The sequence below is a fragment of the Sphingobacterium sp. UBA7249 genome, from assembly GCF_002472835.1.
In the GTDB taxonomy this organism is placed as follows: domain Bacteria; phylum Bacteroidota; class Bacteroidia; order Sphingobacteriales; family Sphingobacteriaceae; genus Sphingobacterium; species Sphingobacterium prati.
The window spans coordinates 217,293-237,619 of the sequence record NZ_DKST01000030.1; the positions used below are offsets into that span (position 1 = coordinate 217,293).

Sequence of the window (20,327 nt, forward strand, 5' to 3'; positions counted from 1 at the left end):
GATCAGATTCTACAGCGATATTATAGCGTTTCTTTAAGCCATGTAAAGAATTCCCTTTGCCAAACCTGTGCGTTCTGTCCAGATAAAACCCAGTGGTTCTCATCCGGAAGATAAACAAGTCTGCTCTTTATCTTTTTTAGTTGCGCTAATTGGAAGGCCGCTAGCCCTTGTCCTACCGGCACACGGTAATCTTTTCCGCCCTGAAAAATTAAAATTGGGGTATGCCAATTATTTGCTGTTTCAATCGGGTTGAATTCACTATAGGATTTCTCGTTTTTATTATCCCAATAAGCGCCTCCCAGCTCGTGATTTGCAAAAAATAATTCTTCTGTCGTGCCGTACCAGCTTCTCATATCGAATAAGCCATTGTGGGCAATGAAAGTTTTAAAGCGATTTTGGTGTACCCCTGCTAGTCGATAAACTGAATAGCCCCCATAACTTGCTCCAATGGCAGCCCGACGCGCGGTGTCTACATAGCTTTCTTTAGAGATATCATCAATAGCGGCTAAGTAATCTCGAATTGGCTGACCACCCCAGTCTTGGGAAATCGCTTCATTCCATTTTACTCCCCAACCAGGCATACCTCTGCGATTTGGAGCAATTACAATGTAACCTTGAGATGCGATCAATTGAAGGTTCCAGCGGAAGGAGTAAAATTGAGTGAGTGCGGATTGAGGTCCACCTTCACAATACAGTATCGTCGGATATTTCTTTGCGGGATCAAAGTTTGGTGGGTAAATCACCCATGAGAACAAATCGGCGCCATCAGACGCTTTTGTAATACGTCTTTCGATTTTGTTTTCTGCAATTGCCGCATACTTGCTGTCATTGACTTTTGTGATAACTGCCAAGGATTTACTTTTGAGATCAAAATTGAAAATTTCCGTTGCACGGGTGAATTTGGTTAAGGTAACAATAAGATTATTCCCACTTTGGCCAACGATTCCTGTAATATCAAAATCGCCAGTTGAAATTTGTTGAATCTTAGGAAGACTTTTTGATTTTACATTCGCAGGTACTTCCAGTTCAAATAATTGTACGGTACCTTTGGTCGCAGCAGTGAAGTAAATTTTGCGATTGTCGTTGCTCCAAATAAAACTGTTCACAGTGCCATCCCAATGTGCTGTAAGATTTAAACGAATAGCGCTGCTTTTGTCAAACAGGATGATATCATTTTTATCAGATTCGTACCCATCGGTTTTCATACTGAGCCAAGTCAGGCTTTTTCCATCAGGAGAATAACTGGGGGCGATATCGTAGCCGTTCATCCCCTCGGTAAGATTGGTTGTCATACCTGATGATAATTCATAGCGATAGATGTCCGTGTTGGTACTCACCGCATAATCTGTCCCGAATTTTTTCTTACAAACGTAAAGTATTGCTTTGCTGTCAGGTGACCAGATGAAATCTTCAGCTCCGCCGAAAGGTGCCTGGGGGCTATAGTAAGGTTGATCTTTCAGTAAATCGACTGGATCTCCTATCTTTCCATTCGAATAACTTGCAACGAAAGGGTGGTTAAATTTTCCATCGTTAAATGTGTCCCAATGCCGGTAATCCAAGTTGTCATAAATATAGGCATCTGACTTCGGTAATTCTGGGTACTTATCAGTGCTGTGGTATTTTTTGATTAAAACAGATTGGCTAAAAAGAATGTGGGTTCCATCGGGGGAAAATTTGACATTTTCCAATGCCATCTCACCGGACGTCAGTTGGATGGCTGCTCCGTTGTTGAGATTTTTTTTCCACAAATGGCCTTTTAATAAGTAGATTACATCACCATTTTTTTCGATTTGTACAACTGTTTCTCCACCTTTCTGATCGGTAAATTGTCCGCCAGTTCCATTGGTTAATGAAATCGTATAAAGATTCTTCTCACTTGAATTACTTTCCAAATTGTAATTAGAAACTCCATACAGCAATGTTTTGCCATCTGAAGAAAGTCCTTCTGCTGATACACGCCCAAGATCCCAAAGCGCAGTTGGACTAATGGGTTGTGGTGTTTCGGTAACCATTTTAAAACTGGATTTTCCGCCCTTGCTTTCTTGCGCATTGCTGAGGTTGCATGCCATAACCGCTAATGTAAATAGTGTAAGTTTTTTCATCCGCATAAATTTGTTTTTCATTGTGATGAAGCTATCAGATTTATTCACTCTCCAATGCGATTGAATAAATCATGATGGTTTCATATATAATGCTGAAAAATATCCCTGCAAGTTACAGATTTTGCGACTAAAAGCTATGAAATGCGTGAAAATAGCCATCTTATTTGGTGAAAAGACGGCCATTTAATCGATGATGTTTATTTTTTGAGTAGGATGTTAGCAATGATGCAGTAGATTAGGAAATGATGTCTTTTAATGCGCATGATTATTGTCGAATTGATACCAATTGATTTTCGTGGAAACGCGCATCAGGATTGCCAAAATGATAAAAATACCGATTGTTCCAGCAATGAGGGAATAGTCCCTAAGCTGCATCAGCACGTAGATAAATAAGTAGAAAGTACTAAGAATAGATCCAAGTAAAAGGGCGGACTTAAGCTCTTTTGTAATCGCTTTTATAAAACTTCCGATCAGCGCTACTGTAGCGATCGATGCGGTTAGATAGGCGAGATTAAACCCGACATGCTCAGATAGGGCAAGTAGCAGGGTGTAGAAAAGAACCATCGCTGCTCCAATCAGAATATATTGAATGATATGTACCCGTTTCTTTTTGATGACCTCGGTGAATAGGAGGGACGTAAAGGTCAGGATGATGACTAAAATACCATATTTAGCAACTCTTGTCGTTTTCTGATAGTTGTTAATATCAGGTAAAAAATGAATGGTAACCATGTCTGAATTGTCCAATAGGTTATTGGCGGAAGTCGCTGTAGGAGTAGTGGCTTGAGCTGATTTCTGCTCATTGTCCGCCGGTTCATTTTCAAGATTGTTCTCGAACTGATAGATTGGACGTGCATCACCTGTCCATTGCTGTGGTAGTTTTCGGCTGAAAGATGGTATTTCCCAAGATGCCGAAAAATTGGAGCTTTCTGTATTGCGTTTGCTCGGTAAAAATGAACCTGTGAAGCTTGGATTAGCCCAGTTACCCGTCGCCTGTATATTTGTCTGATCACCAAGAGGGAGGAAACTTAGGGATTTGGATCCCTTCAGATTGAGGTTTATTTTGAAGCGATTATCCGTTTTATGCGGGTCTAAAGGGATTGCACAGACCAAATTTTGGTTAAATAAATTGAGATGATTAAAATCCTTATCGAAAGTCAGGTTATTTCTATTCCAATTTAATGCGGGACGCTTACCTAAGCCTTTAAAATCCTGAATACCGAAAATAAGCTTGCTACCTTTCCAGTCAATTTTTTCATTGGGAATCTCCAGTTTTTCCAGGGATATGGTGTCAAAAGAACCTTCTAATGTCATATTGCTATTGTAAACAACAGCATTGTAAATTCCTCTTGAGAGATGCTGTGGAGTAATATCTGTTGCGATATTAGATGTTTTGGGTAAGACAAATATCCATTTTATCTCTTCTCTAAGGTTGGAATTTTGAGCTTTTTCGGCAGATAACGGGATTGTCTCGCGATAAGGGATAGCTAAGATAGGGCTGGAGACGACCTGATCCTTGCCCCAGTTTAACGCAATTCCCCCGGATACTTCCTGCTCTCTGTTTTTCCGTTCTTCAATTAAATCACTTATTAACGAAAGGGGGATGAGCAGTAGCAGGGAAAGAAATAGGATGACAAATAATTTTAGCACCGTAGAATTGGTAACTCTTTCAAACAATGAATTTTGTTCGGGCGCCAACGAGTTGTTGGTCGTATCGTAATTTTCCATGACTTTAGTTGTTTAGATCTACTTGAGTATTTTTACTGTACAATGCGATTTGGAGTTCGGTAAGTTGGTAATGAAGGATCTCTTTGAACTCAATATGATGGAACCTTTGTAGCGATTGCCCTTTGTGAAAGGTTTTCCGGTAGTAGCTAACGTGTTCTGGAAACAGTATACCTCCAATAACGATCATTCCGATTAAATACAGACTGAATTTTCCGTTGCCCAATAAAAGGTACTGCATGGCGATTTCATCCTGAATTTCGGTTCCTGTTTCTGTTAAGATGTGGAAAACATCGTGATTTTCTAGCTTAGGCATGACATCAAATCCTTTGGCCGCGTAAAAAAGGCCAAGGCTATGACCGATGCTACCACTCGGATAGGCCAAAAACTCCTCCTTGCTAATTCCCCACGCTTTTTTGTTCCATTTGAAAATATCTGCATACACTTTGGAGGACCAGTTGTACAGATGGAGCATGAATTTTAATCGAATCTCGTTCATATTTATTGTATTAAAAGTACTTTGATTTTCAAAGTTGATAAGTAAAAAAATTATTTATACTGTTGTTTTATTAAATTTTCTAATGCAATCAGATGATTTTCAAATGCTTTTAATCCTTTTTTTGTTCTTTTGTATTTGGTATTGGGCTTACGGTCAATAAAACTTTTTTCTACCACGATATATTCTTCTTTCTCTAGTGTTTTAAGGTTAGAGGCCAAATTCCCGTCTGTGACATCCAATAATTCTTTGAGTGAATTGAAGTCATATTCTTCATTCGCAGCAAGGACGCTCATAATTTGTAAGCGGACTCTGTTTTCAAATACTTTGTCATATAAAGAAAGATCTAATTTCACGATTCGTACTTTTTGTAAACGATAAAACCATAGATGATATGTAACACACCAAATCCCAATCCCCATAATATCAGTCCATGGTCTGGAAGAGATACTGCTATTAAACCTAAGCTAATTTCAAGGATGCCTAACCATTTTACCTCCGTAAAGGTATAAATGCTGCCAGCAGCTAAAGCCAGGCCATAGAAAATAAGTAGCATGCCCGCAATAAAGTTATAATAACCTTGCGAAAGTAGGACCAAAGCTAAGATTCCGCCAGTTACTAAAGGTATTGAAACTGCAAATAAAAGAGATTTGCTGGTAATGTTCCAAATAGATTGCTTATTTTTCTTTGCTTTCTTGCGTGCCATTAGCCATCCTGTAAATAGCGAGAACACTAGGATGAGGATCGCAAGGATGAGAAAGATGTCTACTGTAGTCAGGTCGCCAGGAAGCCGACTGGTCGCGTCCCCAGGGCTTGCTGTAATAAAGTATCCAAGCAAAGTGCCCAATAGAGCATAACAGCCAATGAGTACACCTGATAATCCGCTTATCGAAACAAATTTGGAAGATTTTTCCATCAATGATCTGATCTGTCCAAGCTCTTTAAATAAATCTTTCTGTTCCATAAAAGTACTTTGATATTCAAAGTAAATGAATAATAATGAATTATGCAAGAGGTAGGAAGAACATTGAAAAAAAAATAAAAAAAAGAGGAGAAAATACTTGCATGATATAGGTTTCATTTCTATCTTTGTGGCATCAAAAGAAATCCTAATGCGGAAGTGGCGTAATTGGTAGCCGCACCAGACTTAGGATCTGGCGCCGCAAGGCGTGGGGGTTCGAGTCCCTTCTTCCGCACTTGATGTCCTCCCGAACTTAAAACCTCGGGAGGATTTTTTTATGAATGCGATATAGCTAAAAAGAGTATGAATATTTCACACGAGAATGTAGATGCAATCAATGCGGTAATCAACGTCGCATTAGCACCTGAAGATTATAATCCTCAAGTCGACAAAGAGATTAAAGCGCAAGCTAAAAAGGCGAAATTACCGGGTTTCCGTCCAGGTCAAGTTCCTGTAGGACATATCAGACGTACCTATGGTAAATCTATTTTATTTGATGAGATCAATAAATTGGTGAATGATAGAATCACGAATTATATTTCAGAGAATAAATTAGAAGTATTAGGTCAGCCTCTTCCATTGGAAGATGATGCGCAATATAGCTGGGATTATAAAGACAATTTCAATTTCAAATATGAGATTGGTTTAGCTCCTGCTTTTGATTTGCCTTTTACCCCTGAGACTGAGTTTGCTGTTTACGATATCAAAGCTGATCAAGAGACTTTGGCAGATCGTATCAAAAACCTACGTCGTAGCTATGGAAAGATGACTAACCCAGAAGTATCGGAAGAAGGTGATGTATTGTATGCTACCTTAAAACAAGATAAAGAGGAAGGTCTTGAGAAAACAACTTCGATTCGTACGGATATTGTTGAAGATGCAAAAATCAAAAAATCTTTGGTAGGTCTTAAAAAAGACGACGCTGTTAAAATTGATGTTAAGAAAGCGTTCAAAACTGAGGACTTAGCACGTATCTTAGGTATCACAGAAGAAGAAGCTACAGCTTTGGATGTAACTAAATTCGAGTTGACTGTCAAAAACATCAACCGTTTAGAAGAAGCTGATCTTAACCAAGAGTTTTTCGATAAATTGTTTGCTGAAGGTGAAGTGACTGAAGAAGCTCAATTTACCGAAAAAGTAAAAGAAGAAGTAGAAAACTTATTCAAGCAAAACTCAGATCAAAAATTACGTAATGATATGTATACTTTTGGTATGGAGAAAGTAAACGTTACTTTCCCTGAAGAGTTCTTGAAAAGATGGTTAAAAGCGACAAACCCTAGCATTTCTGAAGAAGAACTTAACGAAGGTTTTGCTGATTTCTTGAATAATCTGAAATGGACAATCATTGAAAACCGTGTCGTTACTGAAAACGGTCTTGAAGTTAAATATGACGAAGTAATCAATTTAGCGAAAGAACGCATCTACGCGCAGATCAAAATGTACAATATCAACGAAGAGCCTTCTGATGAGCAATTGAACCAATTTGCGATTCAATTGTTGCAAGACAGAGAGCAAGGTAACCGTTTGTTTGAAGAAGCCAAAGCGTTGAAAGTATTTGATCACTTAAAAGGTTTGGTTAAATTGAACAGCAGTGATATTGAATATAAAGAGTTCGAAAAATTGGCGTAAGCTAATTTTAATCACCGAAAAAAGGCTTCCAGATATCTTGGAAGCCTTTTTGTTTTTAGCAAAATAATTTTAGTGCTATATGCTCCTTTCTTTTATTTAAGTCAGAGCCGAATTTGATTTGTCGCGTGATCCTGCATTTTGCTGATCACTGCTGTTTTAATTACTTTTTCGTGTATTTTCTGAGGACTAGATTAGTCAATTCTCTTATTTTAGTCGCTCCTGGTTAATTGGGCTTGCTTTCTTTATTTCTGTTTGGGCTGGAACAATATTATTATTTTTCTTTCCTAAAGGAAACAGTCGCTTTAGAAATTCAGAGAAAGTGTTGAATTCTTGTCGATATAATAGCCCAAAAGCACTGATATATTCCCCATCATTTGGGCTGAGAAGAAAATTTCTCGTGTTTAAGCGGTTTGAGGCACGAAGAACAAGACGACCGTCCTTGCGTAAGTAAAACATCGCTTCTGCGTCTGTTGAAACACGATCTGAGAATACATTCAAATCAGTTAATGCCTGACTCCGACGATCTGAAATGCCGCCCGTGAGGACTAATCTATCGTTAAATAAACGAAGTGAGGCTGAAGCGTCATTAAGCGATTTAATATTGATGTCGAAGAAATTAATATTGAGCGACTGTGCGATAATGTTATTGATTTGATTGAATGCAATTTCAGTTCCTGCAGACAATAATGTATTGTTTACCTCTTTTCCGAAATCACTTTGTGTGCCTGGGGTGAAACTACGTCTTACAATCAAACTGAGCGCCTGCTGATTAACATTGTTGGCATCAGAAAAATACCCTTGTAATTCATCCTTGACGCCCGGGTTTTGTGGGAAATTGATATCAAATGTTATATCAGGCTGGCTCAACTGTCCTTTTAAAATCATATCCGCTTGCGCTAATACGCGCTCTGGGTTTTCTTCTCTTCCGGCTGCATTATATAATGGCGCTAAGCTCGTTCTTTGTTGATAGATTGCATTGATATTAATATTTGCCTCTGCTGGATTTCCTGCCCATCGTACAGTTCCACCTTCTTTTAAATCGAATATTTTATTGATATAATCTTGTGCAGTGAAATTGAACTTACCACTGTTTATAATGAAGTCACCAAACATTTCAAAATCTCCCAGCGAAGATATCCGCATATTCAGGTTGCTATTCCCTTTTCCAGATAATTCACCCATGCTAGAAAAAAGGTTGATTTCTGCATTTGGCGTGATCAAGAGATCCATGTTCATCGTCAAACCATTAAAATCCCTTTTCTTTCGATTTTTCTTAATTTTGGTGGAGTCTTTTTCAATAAAGTAGATAAAATCACTATCCGAAATGGTGCTAGCGCTATTGAAAGGTATATTGATAACGGAGTTTTCTTCTGACTTTGCACGTATATTTATATTCATTGCCGATGTCAGCCCCTTGAACTGGAAATTTCCGGAGGCATAAGCTGTACCATAATAGATGTTGTTATCTTTTATGGTTGTATTCAATACCATGAAATTTTTCGCTTCGGCGGTTACATCTATATCTGGGTCACTAAGCTTATTGAGGTCAACAACACCGTCGATTGTGGCCACATTGTTTTTCTGATCGTATATTTTGAGACCAGTAAGGAATATTCTATTGTTGGTCACATTGATCTCATCCGAAAGATGATAAGGAGTTTTTAGATAATTGATAACCATTGAAGCATTGTCAAGCTTTCCGGATCCAGTAATTTTGGGATTTAGAATGTCGCCCCTAATAGCTAAGTTTGCATTTACTTTGCCCTTAATATTCGATACCAAGCTTCGTAGAAACGGTTGAAAAACAAATAGATCTGTGTTTACTAAAGTAGCTTTAAGGTCGAGCTTATTACTTTCGCTTAAGTGATTGTAAGATCCAGTGAGTTGAATAAGTTTATCTCCTTCTTCTATCTTACTATCTAACTTTACCAGCTGATTTTCGGGATCATAATTGGCACTGAGCGTTAAAGCTCCAATTGGAATGTTGTTGTATAAGATAGGAGATGTCGTTATGTTCGCGACGACAAATGGAGACTTAAAGACAGAATTAACTTCAATTTTTCCATTTAAGTTCCCTGATAAATTAATCCCGTGGGGTTTCGTAATCCCATTTAGAGAGGTGAGGTTGAAGTCCTGGAATTTTAAATTGATTTGATCTGAAATGTCATTTGAGAGGATACCGTCTATATGTACTTTTTGCTCTGCATGACTTAATGTGAGTTTCTCGAAATACCATTTTCCCCTTGAAATTTTCAATTGTGCATCGTTGTTTACAAGCCATTGTTCTTTGTTTATCAGTATATTAGATGGGTAAAAATTGATGAAAGCTGGCTTCGCATGTGCAAATCGGATAACACCGTTGAGATCTAAACTGTTGCTTGCTTCCAATTCTGACATCTTAATGTTGAACTGTAAACTGTCATTGACCAAGGTGTTTGAAATATTAACATTCTTAATATATGTGCTATCGGTAAAATTGATCTGATCTATGGATGTTTGTAACTCCATATTGTTTAAATTGGCATTTTGATCGATAATCAGATGGGTGAGACGAATACCGTTATATTTGAATTCAGGGGCATAAAAATTAAAATTTGCAGTTTGCTTTTCGCTGGCAAATTTAGCATTCAACGTTGCCCCACTATCCAGAGAGATATCTTTTCTAAAGAATGTCGCAATGGGCTTGAATGATTTGATATTGACATTAAGGTCAAAATCCTGACGATTGAACGCGTTCTTTTCAAATCCTATTGCCGGAGCGTAGCGCATGGCGAGTGCTTTAAAATAAGGAACGATCGTATTTAGATCTATTCTCCCCTTGAGATCTATATGCCCAATGGCAGATTGTAACGTAAGCGACCGCTCCTCTTGATCTCCATCTGCAAGGAAATTAATATTCTTAATCGCAAATTTACCTTTGGAAGAAGTGAAACTTACACTATCAGATTTAAATTCCCCTGTAATATTATTGATGTTATCTCCAATCAAGCTTGTGTGGAATTTAGTATCAATAATATTGATCGAGTCCCCCTGGAAGAAATTGAGCTTTTTTAAATTAGCCTGCTGGATATCCGCATCAAGGTGATAGTCGGGACGGCTGGACCAATCGATATCCGTTGTAAATTGCAATTTGAGATTTGGGTCGTGTATTGTTCCTGATCCAAGAAACAATTGTTTATCTATATTTCCATTGACTTGAATCTGCTGATAGCTGTATTGTTTGAAACTGAAATTGGTTAGATTGCCGGCAACATTGAGCTTTAAGTACTTGGGATCGGTGCCTACTCCATCAAGCTGAAGGTCGAAGCCCGAACTGCCAAGATCTTTTACTTTTGTTATCGCACCAAGATCAAATTTTGGGGACTGAAACTTACCCGCGTATTTTATTTCTTTGCGTAGATCCAATGTTCCGTCAGCTGTAACATCGCCGATAGCTGTGGTGAACGTTCCTTTTGTTTTAAAGTTATTATATTGACCATTTAGGCTGCCTTTGAACGCGAATTTATTGAAGAGGGTTACTACTTCAGGAAGTTTGAAATTTTTTAAATGGCCAAGTTCACGGATGACATTCTCAAGGTCTTTATGTTCAGAGGAAATAAAAATATTCGGTGTAATGAAGGCTGTTTTTTCGATATCGGGTAAACCAACAATTTTTAGATTACCCGCTAATTTGGTGTTTTTTCCAACAATTAAATCTACTTGTGCTGCATTAATGTTGGCTACAGTACCCTCTAAGTTGGACCTTTTGATCTTTGCATCAAACTTGACCTGATGCATTGGGGAGGAAAAAAAAGCAATATCTTCTGAGTGTATCCGTGAGTCGCGTGCTCGTATCTTTACATCTACTTTGTGAATAAAGTCCGAAAAATCAGAGAAATTGGTGTAGCTTAATTTTATATAATTTTTAAATGTAGAACGATTGGTTGTCAGCATGAGATCAGTCAGCTCAATACTTTTGTTGCTTACAGCCGCATGAGCGATAAGGCCTTTAATGACCAATCCTTTTTTCTCATTAAGATTGAACGTTTTGATATCAGCGGAGATCTGATTGGAATCTATCTTAATATTCTTAAAGTGTGCATTAAGCTTTGATATGCCTAAATCACCAAAGTCAACAACTTTATTGTAGTGTTTTTTATTGTGATTAACGTAGTTGAATGAATTATTGTTAATGATAAGTTCTTTGATATCGAAAACTATTTTTTTTGAACTTTTCTTCTTTTCTTTCTTTGGTGGATTGAAGTATCGAACTAAAAATGAGATGTTGCTACTGTCCTTATATTGTTCGAAATTGCTTTCCGTATTTTCAATCTTCAATGTATTGATGACAATCTTATTCAATTCTATCAGTTGGGATAGATTGAAGCTGGCTTCAATTTTTTCAGACTGTATTATTTTGTTTCCCTGCGGTGTATAGATTTCGAATCCCTCTATGACAATGGATTTAAAAGGTTTAAAATAGATGCTTTTTAAATTGATTTTGGTATCTAATTCTTTGGATAAATAGTTGATTGCCTTCAAGGCAACAAAGTTCTGTACAGGTTTTAGCTGTAGCGATAATGCCAATGCAAGCAGTATAATGAATATACTACCCAGGACTATTGACATTATTTTAATTATTTTTTTGATACTTTTGTATTCTAATTTATTACCTCTAGCTATGGCTATTATTTTAGGAATTGAATCCTCTTGTGACGAAACCTCCGCTTCTATTTGTATTAACGGTGAAATTCATTCAAATGTTATTGCTACTCAGGCAATCCACGCAAAATATGGTGGAGTTGTTCCTGAATTGGCGTCACGTGCCCATCAACAAAATATTATTCCTACGGTGGACGAAGCCATTCGTCAAGCAAAAATAAGCAAAAATCATATAGATGCAGTCAGTTTTACGCGTGGGCCTGGATTATTAGGTGCGCTTTTGGTCGGAACTTCTTTTGCAAAATCATTTGCACTCGCACAGGATATCCCATTAATTGATATAAATCACATGCAAGCACATATTTTAGCTCATTTTATCGAGGAGCCGAAGCCAAGTTTTCCTTTTTTATGCCTCACTGTTTCAGGTGGGCATACGCAGATTGTCCTAGTAAAAGATTACTTCGAAATGGAATTATTAGGCGAGACACTGGATGATGCAGCAGGCGAAGCTTTTGATAAAACGGCTAAGATCTTAAATCTTCCTTATCCCGGAGGTCCGCTTATCGATAAATTTGCAAAGGAGGGCAATTCTAGTTCCTACAAATTACCCGAACCGCAGATACCTGGGCTAAACTTTAGTTTTTCCGGATTAAAGACAGCAATCCTTTACCTCGTTCAAGATCAGCTAAAACTGAACCCTGATTTCTTGACAGAAAATATGGCAGATCTATGTGCCAGTGTGCAATCCCGTATTGTTTCCATCTTATTGAACAAATTGAAGAAGGCTGCGAAACAAACTGGGGTAAAGGATATTGCCATCGCAGGTGGTGTTTCAGCAAATTCAGGGTTAAGGAAGGGATTGATCGAAATGGGAGAGCTCTATCATTGGAATGTTTTTATCCCAAAATTTGAGTATTGTACAGATAATGCAGCGATGATTGCTATCGCTGGATATTATAAATTCCTGAAAGGAGAGTTTGTTGGGCAGGATGTCGCTCCGATGGCTAGGATGCATCTTTAAAAGTAAAGTATTGTTCCTTTAATGAATTGGATTAAGGGAACAATATCTTATTTTATAAAGGTGAGCTATAGCCATAGGCCTGTGCAGCTGAACTAAATTTGTCTTTTTTGGGTTGATAGAAGTTTAGCTCATAGCCTTCGGCACCCCAAAAGATGCTGACAAAACTAACGCCTGTTTCCGAACGTAGTACGGTGAGAATCTGAAAAGCCTCATTATCAAATTGGCCACCATCATCGACTCGCCATGTACTAATGTCATCATAGATGGCCGGAAAATCTAGATTAATTAACTGATCTTCTTTTGTATAGGAGAATACAGCCAGCGCTGAATCCTGCTGATTTTCAAAAACTGTTAGATTGAATTCAGCTTTGTCTTTCAGCACAGCGATAGTTGTGCTTTTATTTATTTTCCTATTATATTTTTTTTCAAGTTTTTCCTTAATTTCCGGACTTGTCTCATGCTGAACTTTTGTAAAAGGTTCAATTTTATACTGATTCATGAACACCTGATTGACGAGCATTCCAAAATCCCCCGACTTAATTTCATTTTTTATTGTAAACAATGAACCTTCGCTATTTGCAAAGTTATGCGCTGTTTGTCGGCCATTACTTTCCTTATTATCAGTTTTGTTCTGTATAAATTCCAGTGGGCTAACTTGATTTTCGATAATAACATAATTATATTTTTCGGGACTTTCCATGGCTTGATCCATAGGAAGTGCAATTAATGAATCTTTTTGTTGATTCAAAAAGCCAAAATAAGGTGAAATTGACTGTTCTTTACTTTCACTCTTAACCGATGGTTTGGATTGGTTTTGACTGTTGTCACAGCCATATAATGTTAGTAGAAGAATAGCTAAAAAAAGTGATTTCATAAGTGTGTGCGAAATTTTTATGAAATATAAGGGTTTCGTGCATCATAATGAAAAGATTTAAGCTTTAATGTTATGATGAACTCAAAATTGAATATCTATCGCAAAGAATGGCTGGATGTAATCTTTGCAGGCCGCAACAAGATGTATGGCGCTTATGAATTGCGGAATTTGTCGAATAGAGCAACCAATGTGGGGCTGGTCGTCGTTGTTTCTTTCGCCTTCCTTTTGATTGTAGGGTCTTATGGGTATAACAGATATTTTAAGAAAACTATACCTGTAACAATTACTACAATTGAGGTTTTAACTCCTGATGATCTCAATGAAATTCAGAAAGAGGCCGACAAAAAAGAAGAGGTGAAAGAAGAACCTGTTTTAATGGAGGAGAAAGCACCACAACAGATCGCACAGGATCTTTCGAAGTTCGATTTGGTGCGTATGCCTGAACCGAAGATTACACAAGCAAGTAAAGTGACATCGGATGTTGCTACACAGGATGAGCTGAATAAACCCAATACAATGACCGCTCGTATTACATTAAAGGCGAATGCTGCCGGGACACATATTGCACGAGGTGAATTTGGTCCGTCTAAAAAGGATGGCGGAATTACCGGGCATAAAGTGGGTCCCGAGTCAGGAGGGGGGACAGATGGAAACGCTGACCAACCTTTTATTACGGTGGAAATCATGCCTACTCCGGTAGGTGGGCTCCCAGCTTTTATGAAGTGGGTTTCAGAAAACTATAGTTTTCCGCAGTCGGCTTTAGATCAAGGAGTATCGGGCGTAATCGAAGTCTCTTTTGTTGTGGAGCGGGATGGGTCCTTGACTGATATCGCTGTAAAACGGGATATGAAGTTCGGAACAGGAGAGGCGGCAATTAGTTTGCTGAAGAAGGCAAAAAAATGGAAACCTGGAGTTCAGAATGGACGTGCTGTGCGGGTGGCTTATACTTTACCTATCCGTTTGAGCGCAATCTCTCAATAACATCTTTCTTAACTTTATTTAACAGATGACGTTTTAAACTTTCTGTGGTCAACAACACTCTTATAAATAAATAGGTTGAAAAGATAGCCTATTCAAGTTGAAAGATTGTTGATTTATAAAAGTAAAGAGATGAAAAAATTGATGTTAAGTTTTGTGTTATCCGGATTAATGTTGACAGGTTTCGCACAAGAGAAAAAGGAGCTTAAATCAGACACAAAAGAAATGAATGCTCCAATGCACAAGCATTCGAAAGATAGGGAGCACAGGGGTTTAAAAAATAAAAATCCTGAAGAATGGGCTAAAATCAAAACAGATCGTATGGACCAAAAGTTGAAGTTCACAGATCAACAACGCAAAGAGGTATATGCATTTCATTTGAAGCAAGCACAGGATCATAAAAAAATAGCTGCTGAGCGCAAATTGTATCGCGAAAAAATGAGAAAACAACGTACTGCTGATCATAAAAAAATGATGGCTTTATTGACACCAGAGCAACAAAAAACATTGAAGGATTCTTACGCTGAAAATCATAAAATGCGCAAAGAGCATTGGAGAAAAGATCGACAAATGCGGAAAGGGGATTTTCAGAAAGGTGTGAATGAGCAAGCTGGTGATGCTGATGCGAAAACAACATAAGGTTAATAAAAGGAATAGTTTTCATATTAATAATTGGTGAGTGTTAGTTGAAAAGGGGATCCATGATCCCCTTTTTCTATGTTGATATCAATCAATTGAATAAATTACCTAGCTTTGTGAAGATTTGTTTTTTTGGTCTGCGACCATCGGAAAAGAATTTATTCGAATGACAAGCAATACAAGTTTGCATTGGCTTTGGAATAAGCTATTCCTTATTTTTTTGCTGTTCCTTCCATTGTTTGGAAAAGGATTTTTCTGCTAACTTCGGCAGCTCACGTTGATCGCCCCATGATTTTTTGAAAAACTTTTTAAGGAGGAAATTCTTGAATTTTCCGCCAAAAAAATCAATTAATTTTCGGCGTTGGATACCATATGTAAACCAGTTCCAGATTTTTTGCTCTGTTTTAGTAGATAAGCCCTGTTCCACCGAATCCTTTCGGTTAATAAGGAGCATACGTTGAATATCTATACCTACAGGACATACTTCTGTACATTTGCCACAGAGGGTAGATGCATAACTTAAATGTTTAAACTCCTTCATCCCATTTAAATGCGGAGAAATTAAGGAACCAATGGGCCCTTGATAGGTTGTTTCGTAAGTATGGCCGCCGATATTTTGATAAATGGGGCATACATTTAAACAGGCACCGCAGCGGATGCAATATAGGCCTTGGCGTTGTTCTTTCTGCGCTAAGAGATTACTCCGTCCGTTGTCGAGCAGGATAACATACATTTCTTCAGGTCCATCGGACTCATAAGGCTGTTTTGGTCCTGTAAGTAACGTATTATAAACCGTTAAGTTTTGACCGGTACCGTGCGTGGATAAAAGTGGCCAAAATATTTCTAGATCTTGTACCGTTGGAATAATCTTTTCAATACCTACAACAGCGATATGTGTTTTTGGGAACGTAGACGTCAGACGTGCATTTCCTTCGTTTTCTGTAATTGCTATACTGCCTGTTTCGGCGATTAAAAAATTAGCTCCCGTAATACCTACCTCTGCAGCCAAATATTTGTCCCTCAGTAATTCACGGGCTTTTAATGTGAGTTGTTCTGCCGAAGCATCCAAAGGTGTATCAAATTTTTCGTGAAAAAGTTTGGCGATTTCTTCCAGACTTAAATGCATCGCTGGCGTAACGAAATGGTAAGGTTTTTGGTCTAACAGCTGAATAATATATTCTCCGAGATCCGTCTCAATTGCTTCGATATTTTTGGACTCCAAGAAATGATTGAGTTCAATCTCTTCTGTAGCCATGGATTTCGATTTTACAACAGATTTTGTTTTTTTGAGTGCTATAATTTTGTAAATCTCCTCTCGCGCCTCATCAGCATCGTTGGCCCAAATTATTTTCCCGCCACGTGCAGTAAAATTTGCTTCAAATTGTAATAGATATCGATCGAGATTTTCCATTACTTTCCATTTGATCAAATTTGCTTTTATTTTGGAATTCTCAAGGTCCGCAAATTTGCTTTTCCCTTTTTCAAAAGCAATACTGTATTTGTCGATATTGTAATTGATAATATCGCGATGTTTGGTGTCAAATGCTTTCTGTGCACTTTCCTTTAAAAACGTATTTGCCGTACTCTCTGACATCTAATCTGCTGATTTTTCACAAAAAAAGTTGGTCGTTTCCTACCAACTTTTAAATATAGTGTTAATAAATTGTTTCTCGAAAATCGATCCTGAAATTTATTCTTTTATATCAATTTTTAAGCTTAATTCATCCAATTGTTCCTGATGAATAGTTGATGGAGCATCAATCATAATATCTCTTCCAGAGTTATTTTTCGGAAAGGCGATTACATCACGGATGCTATCTAAACCCGCCAGTAAGGAAACAAGTCTATCGAAACCAAAGGCTAAGCCTCCGTGTGGAGGAGCTCCATAAGTGAATGCTTCCATTAAGAATCCAAATTGTTTCTGGGCTTCTTCTGGACTAAATCCAAGGTGTTTGAACATAAGAGACTGCAGTTCTTTGTCATGGATACGGATAGACCCACCACCAACTTCGACCCCATTTAAAACAAAGTCATATGCATTTGCCCTTACTTCCCCGGGATTTGTATCCAATAATGGAATATCCTCTGGTTTCGGAGAGGTGAAAGGATGGTGCATAGCATGGTATCGTGCATTGTCCTCATCCCATTCCAAGAGTGGGAAATCGATGACCCATAGTGGAGCAAAGGTATCTTTGTTACGGAGGCCGAGCTGCGACGCGACTTCTAGGCGTAATTCGTTCAATTGTTTACGAACTTTATCCTTGTTACCGGCCATAATCAATAATAAGTCTCCAGGTTTCGCGTGGAACTTATCGGCAATGGTCGTCAATTGCTCCGGAGAGAAAAATTTATCAACAGAAGATTTGACAGATCCATCCTCATTTACACGTGCGTACACTAATCCCGTAGCGCCAATTTGGGGGCGTTTAATGAAGTCTGTTAAGGCATCAAGTTGTTTTCTGGTATAGTGTGCACAATTTTCTGCATTGATACCAACAACTAACTCTGCCGCATCAAATACAGGGAAGCCCTTTTCTTTTGTGACGTCATTTAATTCAATAAACTGCATTCCGAATCGGATATCAGGTTTGTCTGATCCATAGAGACGCATCGCATCTGCATAAGTCATACGGGGTACAGATCCAAGGTCTATGCCCTTGATGGTTTTAAAGATATGTTTGGCAAGTCCTTCGAAAATATTTAGCACGTCTTCCTGTTCTACAAATGACATTTCGCAGTCGATTTGGGTAAACTCGGGTTGACGGTCAGCACGGAGGTCCTCATCGCGAAAACATTTGACAATTTGAAAATAGCGATCAAAACCTGATACCATCAATAACTGTTTGAATGTTTGTGGCGATTGAGGTAATGCATAAAATTCACCAGAATTCATGCGGGAAGGGACTACAAAATCTCTAGCACCTTCAGGAGTCGATTTAATCAAATATGGTGTTTCAACTTCTAAAAAATGCTGAGAGTCAAGATAACGGCGTACTTCCTGTGAAGTTCTGTGTCTCAAAATAAGATTTTCGCGTACTGGATTACGACGTAAATCCAGGTATCTGAATTTCATACGAATATCATCACCACCATCCGTTTCATCTTCTATCGTAAAGGGCGGCAACTTTGCTGCATTTAATATCTCAAGGTTTGAAACCTTGATTTCAATATCTCCAGTCGGGATTTTAGAATTCTTATTGGAACGCTCAATAACCTCCCCGGTTACTTTTATGACATATTCTCTTCCCAATTCACGGGCACTAGCGCGTAAAGTCGCATCATCATCTGCATTGAACGTTAATTGTGTGATACCATATCGGTCTCTAACATCGATGAAAGTCATACCGCCTAAATCTCGGGATTTTTGAACCCATCCACTTAGGGTAACCGTTTTCCCTAAGTCAGCCAATGTTAATTCTCCACAAGTGTGTGTTCTGTGCATATCTTAATAAATAAAATTTATGCAAAATTATTGGTTTTACTCGACAATAACGAATTCTACTGCTCTTATTTGAGGTCTGTTCTCCCACTTTCAGCCACACGGTCAATTTTTCATTTTACAGAGCTCCACTTTCTCCCATTTTTCTAAAAATAAGGAGCAAAATTATATTTCTAAAGAGGAAATTTTTACAATTCGTTCCCAGTTTTTTTAAAAATATGCAGAAAAATATAACCCGATATTTCAATATGCTATGTGTTTAAAATGTCTGTTTAACTGCTTGTAAATAAGGTTTTATACGGCGGAGTGGCGACTAGTGGTATTTTTTCTTGTAGCGATTTTTCGATGTGGAAAACTTTTTTATGTTGTAAAGTGGGGGAAAGTGGGAGAAAGTGTATACTTTTACATTTAAATTAGAATAGGATAATTGACGATATGACTCAGTTGATCGGAGAATTCGAATGCAAGCTTGACGCCAAGGGAAGAATGGTGTTGCCAGCTGCGCTCAAGAGGCAGATGCCTCATGTTGAGCGTGATGGGCTTGTTGTGAATCGCGGCTTTGAGAAACATTTAGTTTTTTATCCGCGTGAAGAGTGGGATTTGATGACAGCTAAGTTGGCCAAGTTAAATCAATTTGATCCGAAGGTTCGGGCTTTTGTGCGCGCGTTTACTCGCGGAGCGACAGAGTTGACATTGGATGCAGCGGGACGTGTGTTGTTGCCAAAAAGTTTGTTGGAATTTGCAGGTATAACAACGGAATTGGTCTTGGCTTGCCAATTCAATAAGATAGAAGTTTGGTCTAAAGAGGGGTATGATGATTTGATAGGTGATGGCGGTGTGGAAGATATTTCATCTTTAGCGGCAGAGGTAATGGGGGATATTAATTTTGGAATATAATAATATGGAGAATGTGTATCATGTTCCGGTGATGTTGCAAGAATGCATGGATGCTTTGGCGATCAAGCCGAATGGTGTTTATGTGGACGTAACATTTGGCGGTGGTGGTCACTCTCGTGAAATATTGAAAAGATTGGGGCCGGAAGGAAAGCTATTTGCTTTCGATCAGGATCCTGATGCCTTAGGGAATGTGATTGATGATCCTCGTTTTACGTTGATTCATCAGAATTTCAGGTTTTTAAAAAATAGTCTTCGTTTGCATGCTGTGCGTTCTGTGGACGGGATTTTGGCAGACTTAGGTGTTTCCTCGCATCAATTTGATGCTGCGGATCGCGGTTTCTCAATTCGCTTTGATGCTGATTTGGATATGCGTATGGATCAGGTGGGGGATTTGGATGCAAAGGCTGTATTGGCCACTTATGCAGAGGAGGATCTTCATCGGATTTTTGGAATGTATGGTGAAATCATGAATGCAAAGTCTTTAGCGAAAACAATTGTGACGGCTCGTTTAGTACAGCCCATACATACAGTTGCTGAGTTGAAAGAAGTTATTCAGCGCATGGTTCCAAAAGGAAAGGAGCATAAATATCATGCTCAGGTTTTTCAAGCCCTGCGTATAGAAGTTAATCGTGAGCTCGAGGCTTTGCAGGAATTTCTGTTACAAACTGTTGATGTGTTGAAAGTTGAAGGGAGATTAGTAGTGATGTCTTATCATTCCTTAGAGGATCGTTTGGTGAAAAATTTTATGGCCAAAGGGAAGTTTAAAGGAGATGTTGAGAAAGATTTTTTTGGAAATGAAATCAAGCCATTTCATGTGTTAAGTCGAAAAGCAATTACGGCTTCATCGCAGGAGCTGGCTTTAAATAATAGATCGCGCAGTGCGAAACTGCGTATTGCTGAAAGGTTGGATTTGTCTTAAAAGAAT

15 protein-coding genes and 1 tRNA gene are annotated in these 20,327 nt (G+C 38.3%); 7 read left to right on the forward strand and 9 right to left on the reverse strand.

Translation table 11 applies throughout. The features are described from left to right. Window positions 1-20: 20 nt before the first annotated feature. From B4A24_RS22420 to B4A24_RS22440, 5 genes are all read right to left on the reverse strand, one after another. The gene (locus B4A24_RS22420) at window positions 21-2,102 is read right to left on the reverse strand and encodes a S9 family peptidase (protein ID WP_293947180.1); all 2,082 of its coding nucleotides are present in this window, start codon (window positions 2,100-2,102) and stop codon (window positions 21-23) included. A gap of 252 nt (window positions 2,103-2,354) precedes the next feature. Beyond that, entirely contained in the window at window positions 2,355-3,830 is a 1,476-nt protein-coding gene (gene creD, locus B4A24_RS22425; protein WP_293947181.1) for a cell envelope integrity protein CreD, read from the reverse strand. Window positions 3,831-3,834: 4 nt separating this feature from the next. After that, entirely contained in the window at window positions 3,835-4,326 is a 492-nt protein-coding gene (locus B4A24_RS22430; RefSeq protein WP_293947182.1) for a hypothetical protein, read from the reverse strand. A gap of 50 nt (window positions 4,327-4,376) precedes the next feature. Further along, on the reverse strand, window positions 4,377-4,679 hold the full coding sequence (locus B4A24_RS22435; protein WP_293947183.1) for a winged helix-turn-helix domain-containing protein: 303 nt from the start codon (window positions 4,677-4,679) through the stop codon (window positions 4,377-4,379). Then, complete coding sequence (locus tag B4A24_RS22440) at window positions 4,676-5,287, reverse strand: hypothetical protein (RefSeq protein ID WP_293947184.1); 612 nt, start codon at window positions 5,285-5,287, stop codon at window positions 4,676-4,678. The genes B4A24_RS22435 and B4A24_RS22440 overlap by 4 nt, the downstream gene beginning before the upstream one ends. 150 nt (window positions 5,288-5,437) lie before the next feature. Between B4A24_RS22440 and B4A24_RS22445 the strand changes: the two genes are divergently transcribed. Beyond that, a tRNA-Leu gene (locus B4A24_RS22445) sits at window positions 5,438-5,519 on the forward strand. Between the two features lie 68 nt (window positions 5,520-5,587). After that, window positions 5,588-6,913 (forward strand): trigger factor, encoded by a 1,326-nt coding sequence (locus B4A24_RS22450; RefSeq protein ID WP_293947186.1) that lies wholly within the window; start codon window positions 5,588-5,590, stop codon window positions 6,911-6,913. Between the two features lie 204 nt (window positions 6,914-7,117). On the opposite strand, the gene B4A24_RS22455 is transcribed toward B4A24_RS22450, so the two are convergent. Beyond that, entirely contained in the window at window positions 7,118-11,521 is a 4,404-nt protein-coding gene (locus B4A24_RS22455; RefSeq protein WP_293947187.1) for a translocation/assembly module TamB domain-containing protein, read from the reverse strand. Window positions 11,522-11,573: 52 nt separating this feature from the next. On the opposite strand from B4A24_RS22455, the gene tsaD reads away from it, so the two are divergent. Further along, window positions 11,574-12,575 (forward strand): tRNA (adenosine(37)-N6)-threonylcarbamoyltransferase complex transferase subunit TsaD, encoded by a 1,002-nt coding sequence (gene tsaD / locus B4A24_RS22460; protein WP_293947188.1) that lies wholly within the window; start codon window positions 11,574-11,576, stop codon window positions 12,573-12,575. A gap of 52 nt (window positions 12,576-12,627) precedes the next feature. Here the strand turns inward: tsaD and B4A24_RS22465 are convergent, their stop codons facing one another. Next, a complete protein-coding gene (locus B4A24_RS22465; protein ID WP_293947189.1) occupies window positions 12,628-13,449 on the reverse strand; it encodes a hypothetical protein in 822 nt (273 codons plus the stop codon). Window positions 13,450-13,521: 72 nt separating this feature from the next. On the opposite strand from B4A24_RS22465, the gene B4A24_RS22470 reads away from it, so the two are divergent. Both B4A24_RS22470 and B4A24_RS22475 read left to right on the forward strand, forming a co-directional pair. Continuing rightward, window positions 13,522-14,430, forward strand: a complete 909-nt coding sequence (locus tag B4A24_RS22470) for an energy transducer TonB (RefSeq protein WP_293947190.1) — start codon at window positions 13,522-13,524, stop codon at window positions 14,428-14,430. Window positions 14,431-14,559: 129 nt separating this feature from the next. Next, on the forward strand, window positions 14,560-15,066 hold the full coding sequence (locus B4A24_RS22475) for a hypothetical protein (RefSeq protein WP_293947191.1): 507 nt from the start codon (window positions 14,560-14,562) through the stop codon (window positions 15,064-15,066). A gap of 205 nt (window positions 15,067-15,271) precedes the next feature. Here the strand turns inward: B4A24_RS22475 and B4A24_RS22480 are convergent, their stop codons facing one another. Both B4A24_RS22480 and aspS read right to left on the reverse strand, forming a co-directional pair. Continuing rightward, on the reverse strand, window positions 15,272-16,660 hold the full coding sequence (locus B4A24_RS22480; protein ID WP_293947192.1) for a LutB/LldF family L-lactate oxidation iron-sulfur protein: 1,389 nt from the start codon (window positions 16,658-16,660) through the stop codon (window positions 15,272-15,274). Window positions 16,661-16,756: 96 nt separating this feature from the next. Continuing rightward, window positions 16,757-18,508, reverse strand: coding sequence for an aspartate--tRNA ligase (aspS, locus tag B4A24_RS22485; RefSeq protein WP_293947193.1), 1,752 nt, complete (start codon window positions 18,506-18,508; stop codon window positions 16,757-16,759). A gap of 432 nt (window positions 18,509-18,940) precedes the next feature. Between aspS and mraZ the strand changes: the two genes are divergently transcribed. After that, on the forward strand, window positions 18,941-19,402 hold the full coding sequence (gene mraZ / locus B4A24_RS22490) for a division/cell wall cluster transcriptional repressor MraZ (protein ID WP_293947194.1): 462 nt from the start codon (window positions 18,941-18,943) through the stop codon (window positions 19,400-19,402). 4 nt (window positions 19,403-19,406) lie between these two features. After that, window positions 19,407-20,321: a 16S rRNA (cytosine(1402)-N(4))-methyltransferase RsmH gene (gene rsmH, locus B4A24_RS22495; protein WP_293947195.1), complete on the forward strand. Its 915-nt coding sequence runs from the start codon at window positions 19,407-19,409 to the stop codon at window positions 20,319-20,321. The last annotated feature ends 6 nt before the right edge of the window (window positions 20,322-20,327 follow it).